Here is a 5,533-nt window from a genome sequence, read left to right as displayed (position 1 = left end):
ATCGGACAAGGATAAGGAAGAAGTGCTGGCGATACTCCGGCAGCAGGAGGCGGACTGGAATCAGGGAAATATCAAATCCTTCATGAACGGATACTGGAATTCTGACTCGCTGATGTTTGTGGGAAAGGCAGGTATTACTTACGGGTACAAAGCGACTTACGAGCGCTACATGAAGAGCTATCCCGATAATGCAACAATGGGCAAGCTGAAATTTACATTCCTGAATTTCTCATTTCCAGGCCCCGGTGTCGCATTTGTTGTGGGTAAATTCCATCTGACCCGGCCTGAAAAAGGCGATCTGGAAGGACACTACACATTACTTTTCAAGAAAATAAAAGGAAAATGGCTGATCATCTGCGATCATACAAGTGGCTGAAAACAAGAAAGCCGGGTTGATGCCCGGCTTTCCTGCTAAATATCGCTTCGCCTATACTCTTTTGAAAATAAGCAATGCATTCACAGGCGGCTTGGTGGTATCTGTGTTTGTGTTCACGACCACAGTCAGGTCTGTTTGTGTTTGCGTAATCTTGAATTCTTCGGAGTTATTTCCCTCAGTCAATGTAAGTTTATCGCCATTCACCTTCCATTTTGCACTGGTACCCACGGGAACGAGCGTGCCTATTGCAGTTACTGCCACCGGGCAATCGGCTGTTGCGATGGTATTATTTGCATTGAAGGTTAGTTTCATCTCAAAAATACACGGAATTACTGCCTTAATCTGCTCGATGTTTTGAATAGGAGGAGCGCCCGGCTCGGGTGTAATTGCAGTCAGCCGCCAGGTACCTACAATCGGATTGTTGTCGAGCGGCTCAGCTTCGGGCTCTTTGTCGTCTTTACAGGCACTTACTATCAAAGCCATCGCGAACAGCATCGCATAGAGGGACCTGGTTGCGTAATGAGTGATTTTCATGGATTTTGAATTAATGTGATCAGTTGGGAAATGGTAAGTTTAACGTTCAAACCTACCTGAAAAATGCTTTTGACAAAAACTTTATAACCGTGAAGCGGAAAAATTACGGCTTCAACCATAATGCGATCAGCTCTTTTGCAGCGACTGCAGGAAGCAAATTCCCTTCCCGGACAGCTGTTTCGAGGTCTGGTAACGAAGTTTTAACCTTATTGTTTTCATAAAAACGATCTTCCAGCATTTGCCGGATCAGTTCGTGCATCCAGTCTATTTGTTGCAATGCGCGTGTTTTTTCAAAATAACCGCTGCGCCGGGTCGCACTTTCAAACTCAGCAATCACATTCCAGATCTCTGTAATGCCGATGTTAGCTATTGCCGAGCACGACATTACCTTCACCGGAACACCGGAGCTTGGCAGTGGCATTAAATGCAATGCATTCTGATAATCAGAAATGGCGGTTTCCGTTTGCTGTGTATGATTTGCATCTGCCTTGTTGACCACAATGGCGTCAACCATTTCCATAATTCCCTTTTTAATCCCTTGTAACTCGTCGCCTGCACCGGGCAGAGTAAGCAGCAGGAAAAAATCTGTCATTCCTTTTACCAGGGTTTCCGATTGTCCTACGCCGACAGTTTCTACCAGGATCACATCGTAACCTGCCGCCTCACAGAGCATCATCGCCTCCCGGGTATTTCGCGCAACGCCGCCGAGCGACAAGCCCGTGGCAGACGGACGGATAAATGCCAGTGGGTTTCGGACCAGCTCTTCCATTCTGGTCTTATCACCGAGTATACTTCCCCCGGTTTTGGAGCTTGTGGGATCTATTGTGAGCACCGCCACGCGTTTTCCAAGCGAGGTAAGGTGCGCGCCGAGTGCCTCAATGAATGTACTTTTTCCTACGCCGGGTACCCCCGTGATCCCCACGCGCAATGCATTTCCTGAATGCGGCAAAACGTTTTGAAGAATGGAATGCGCCAGTTCGCGGTCCACTTGCAGCCGGCTTTCGATGACAGTAATGGCGCGACTCAGGAGGATGCGGTCGCCGGCGAGGATACCGTTGACGTAAGCTTCTGAAGAAAGGCGCTCCCGCATAGTTTTTGATTAAAATACTGCCTTGCAGACAGTATGTTGTTCGTCGCCGAAAATTAAACTTTTTATATGAGAAAAGGCGAAAAGGCGTATCTTGGTCGTTTTCAATTCTATATTTTCCAATTATATTGATCAGAATGAAAATTTCGATGGTTCGTCTGGGTTTGCTTTTGGTAAGCAGTCTGGGCTTTTTTAGCGCAAGTGCACAGGAGGCTGGAAAAGGGGCTTATGACGCACACGTATTGTTTCACCCGCTGTTCAACTTTCAGCCTGGCAACGAATACCGCACGGGCAGCGGCGCGCCGGGACCTAAATACTGGCAGAACAAAGCCGACTATAAAATCAACGTTGCGCTCGATGAGGCGAAAGGAACAGTGAGCGGGGATGTGGAGCTGACTTACAAAAATAACAGTCCCGAAAATCTTGAATTTATCTGGCTGCAACTGGATCAGAATGCATTCAGCGACAAGTCCAGAGGTGGAAAAACCACGCCGGTAACAGGCGGGCGGTTTGGTAACACCGGCTTCAATGGAGGTGATTCCATTACAACAGTTACTATCCAGCAGGGCAAAGACAAGTTTGTTGAAGCTGATTACAAAATCACGGATACCCGCATGCAGATCCGCCTGAAAAATCCGGTGAAAGCAAATGGGGACGTGATCAAAATCAGAGTTGCTTACTCTTTCAAAATTCCCGAGTACGGTTCAGACCGCATGGGAACGTTGGAAACAAAAAACGGCATCGTGTATGAAATGGCACAATGGTATCCCCGGGTAGCTGTTTTTGACGATATAGAAGGATGGAATGTGCTGCCTTACCTGGGAGCTGGTGAATTTTACCTGGAATACGGGGATTTTGAATACAATGTAACTGTGCCCTGGGACCATATCGTGGTGGGTTCGGGTGAGCTGCTGAATCCGGGTGAAGTACTTACCTCAGAGCAAAGAACAAGGCTGGCAAATGCCGCTAAAAGTGACCAGACTGTGATGATCCGGTCGGCGGAAGAAGTTTCAAATCCTGCTACCAGACCGAAAAAATCGGGCACGCTTACGTGGCGGTTCCGTTGTTTGCAGGCGCGTGATATTGCATGGGCCACTTCAAAAGCATTTGTGTGGGACGCAGCGAGAATGAATTTGCCAAATGGAAAAACAGCATTGGCGCAATCGGTATACCCTGCTGAGGACGGCGGGCTGGATGGCTGGGGCCGCTCTACCGAATACGTAAAAGGCTGTATCGAGTTTTATTCAAAATATATTCATGAATATACTTACCCGGTTGCTACCAATGTAGGCGGTATTGTTGGCGGAATGGAATACCCTGGTATCGTATTTTGCAGCAGCAAAAGCCGCAAGGATGATCTGTGGGGAGTAACAGATCACGAATTCGGGCACAACTGGTTCCCGATGATCGTGGGCAGCAATGAGCGGAAATACGCGTGGATGGATGAAGGTTTCAACACATTCATCAACTTCCTGTCCGGCGACAATTTCAATAACGGTGAATACAAAACGACGCAGATGAACGATCTGCACCAACTGGCCCCGCTTATTTATCGTCCCAAAGCGGACCCTATCATGACCGTTCCTGATGTAGTTCAGGCTCAGAACCTGGGTTGGGAAGCTTATATGAAACCTGGGCTGGGACTTAAAATGCTGCGCGAGCAGGTTTTGGGTAAAGAAAGATTTGACTATGCATTCAAAGTATATGTGCAACGCTGGGCATTTAAACACCCAACTCCCTACGACTTCTTCCGTACAATGGAAGATGCAGCAGGCGAAGACCTGGGCTGGTTCTGGAAAGGCTGGTTCTTTGAGAACTACAAGCTGGATCAGAGTGTGAAAAGTGTCAGCTACGTAGAGCAAAACCCGCAGCGCGGCTCGTTTATCACTATAGAAAACCTGGATCAGTGGGCCATGCCGGCTAAGATTGACATTGAAGAAGTAAGCGGCAAGAAAACGCGCATTGAACTGCCTGTTGAAATCTGGCAAAGAGGCGGTACCTGGACTTTCAAGGCACCAACCCAGCAGCCGATCCGCTCGGTAACGATTGACCCTGAACATGCATTGCCGGATGTTAATCCGTCCAACAATGTTTGGAAACCACAGATGTTTGCTGAGCCAGAGGTGAACTGATAATGTATGGAAAAACAAAAAGCCTTCCGGTTGAACAATATGTTCCGACGGAAGGCTTTTTTAATGCGCTGCTATTTAAATGGTAACCAGCATTGCTCCGTAGGAGTACCCTCCCCCGAAAACGGTTAACACGATATTATCTCCTTTTTTAAACTTATCCTTGTTTTCAGACAAGGCAATCGCGCAACCTGCGCAGCCGGTATTTCCCAGGTATTGTATATTGGAAATCAGCTTGTCGACCGGAATTCCAAGTGTATTGATCACATTGAGGCTGATACGGTGATTGGCCTGGTGCGGGATCAGATAGTCAAGATCGTCAATCGTAAGACCGCAAGCATGCAGTACCTGCTGACTTACCTTTGGCATATAAATACACGCATTCTGGAACACATCGCGACCAAATGGCATAATAACGCCGCGGTCATTTGGCCGGAGTACTACTGCTTCAATCGCTTTTCCGCTGGTAGCTGCTCCGCCTGTGATGATCTTTTTGATATGCATATCCGAATCGGTCTGACGCTCCTTGGAGATCAGCAGCGCCGACGCCCCATCGCCCCATAAATGACCGGAAACTGTATCCATTTCATTGTAATATGCAGTATTGTGGTCTGAAACGACAACCAATGCTTTGGACGCTTTGCCCAATGCAAAGTAACCTTCTACGATCTCGATTGCATTAAGCAGCGAAGAGCAGGCAGATGAAATGCTCACCACCGGAATATCCGGAATTTGCAGCTGGTGCTGTACTGCGTGGGCAAGCGTTACAATGGTATCATAAGGCGTATAAGTAGCGCCGATAATCAGGTCTATTTCGTTCTTGCTGTAAGGAATATTTTCAAGGAGTGATTCAACCGCTTTAATTGCCATGGTGGAAGTATTCTCTTCCGCTGATGCCTTACGTCTTTCTGAGATTCCGGTCCGTTCTACAATCCATTCGTTGGACAGGTTGTTGAGATTTGTAAAATATTCATTACCAATAACTTCGGTTGGCAAATAATGACTAACTGTATTAATATACATGATTGAGAAGTTGACTCCGCAAACTACGATTCTTTTTGATTCCGAAAGTTAAATATTTCATAGAAATCGTAGTACTAAATATTTGAACAATTCAATAGTAAATTTATAAAATGATAATAATCAGCGGGTTTAATGGTGATCCTTTCCTGCGTCTGCTATATCTACGTAAAAGGAGAGGAGTTTTTGTGTTTCATGATTCCAATTATAAAAATTTTCAACACAAATCTTACCATTCCTCCCCATCTGCACTCGCTGCGGCTCATTCCCTGCCAGTAACACCAGCTTGTCCAACAGCTCCGCGTCGTCGTAAGGAGAAATACAAAATCCGCATTGAGAAGGTTCTACAATGGACTTGTACAGTGGAAAGTCGGAGGTGATCACCGG

General features: G+C 46.8%; 6 protein-coding genes. 2 read left to right on the top strand and 4 right to left on the bottom strand.

Features of this window, described 5'->3' with window-relative positions; translation table 11 throughout:
* The coding region (locus tag ACTIE6_RS16315; RefSeq protein WP_439557655.1) for a YybH family protein at nt 1–376 on the top strand (376 nt) is incomplete at its 5' end.
* A gap of 51 nt (nt 377–427) precedes the next feature.
* Here ACTIE6_RS16315 and ACTIE6_RS16310 read toward each other — a convergent pair.
* Together ACTIE6_RS16310 and meaB are read right to left on the bottom strand one after the other, a co-directional pair.
* Nucleotides 428–910 (bottom strand): lipocalin family protein, encoded by a 483-nt coding sequence (locus tag ACTIE6_RS16310; RefSeq protein ID WP_439557654.1) that lies wholly within the window; start codon nt 908–910, stop codon nt 428–430.
* 103 nt (nt 911–1,013) lie between these two features.
* Nucleotides 1,014–2,000, bottom strand: a complete 987-nt coding sequence (meaB, locus tag ACTIE6_RS16305; protein WP_439557653.1) for a methylmalonyl Co-A mutase-associated GTPase MeaB — start codon at nt 1,998–2,000, stop codon at nt 1,014–1,016.
* A 134-nt stretch (nt 2,001–2,134) separates the two neighbouring features.
* Here meaB and ACTIE6_RS16300 point away from each other — a divergent pair, with 134 nt between their 5' ends.
* On the top strand, nt 2,135–4,129 hold the full coding sequence (locus tag ACTIE6_RS16300; RefSeq protein ID WP_439557652.1) for a M1 family metallopeptidase: 1,995 nt from the start codon (nt 2,135–2,137) through the stop codon (nt 4,127–4,129).
* Nucleotides 4,130–4,204: 75 nt separating this feature from the next.
* On the opposite strand, the gene ACTIE6_RS16295 is transcribed toward ACTIE6_RS16300, so the two are convergent.
* Entirely contained in the window at nt 4,205–5,149 is a 945-nt protein-coding gene (locus ACTIE6_RS16295; RefSeq protein ID WP_439557651.1) for a 3-oxoacyl-ACP synthase III family protein, read from the bottom strand.
* A 129-nt stretch (nt 5,150–5,278) separates the two neighbouring features.
* On the bottom strand, nt 5,279–5,533 hold a 255-nt coding region (locus tag ACTIE6_RS16290; protein WP_439557650.1), incomplete at its 5' end, for a glycosyltransferase.

This window comes from Dyadobacter sp. (assembly GCF_051859145.1).
GTDB lineage: Bacteria > Bacteroidota > Bacteroidia > Cytophagales > Spirosomataceae > Dyadobacter.
The sequence above is the reverse complement of the archived record's forward strand: the minus strand, read 5'-3'. Positions and strand labels throughout refer to the sequence as shown.

Coding starts and splice junctions, on each gene's coding strand:
- meaB (WP_439557653.1), bottom strand. CDS start 2,000: ATGCGGGAGCGCCTTTCTTCAGAAGCTTACGTCAACGGTATCCTCGCC.
- ACTIE6_RS16300 (WP_439557652.1), top strand. CDS start 2,135: ATGAAAATTTCGATGGTTCGTCTGGGTTTGCTTTTGGTAAGCAGTCTG.
- ACTIE6_RS16310 (WP_439557654.1), bottom strand. CDS start 910: ATGAAAATCACTCATTACGCAACCAGGTCCCTCTATGCGATGCTGTTC.
- ACTIE6_RS16295 (WP_439557651.1), bottom strand. CDS start 5,149: ATGTATATTAATACAGTTAGTCATTATTTGCCAACCGAAGTTATTGGT.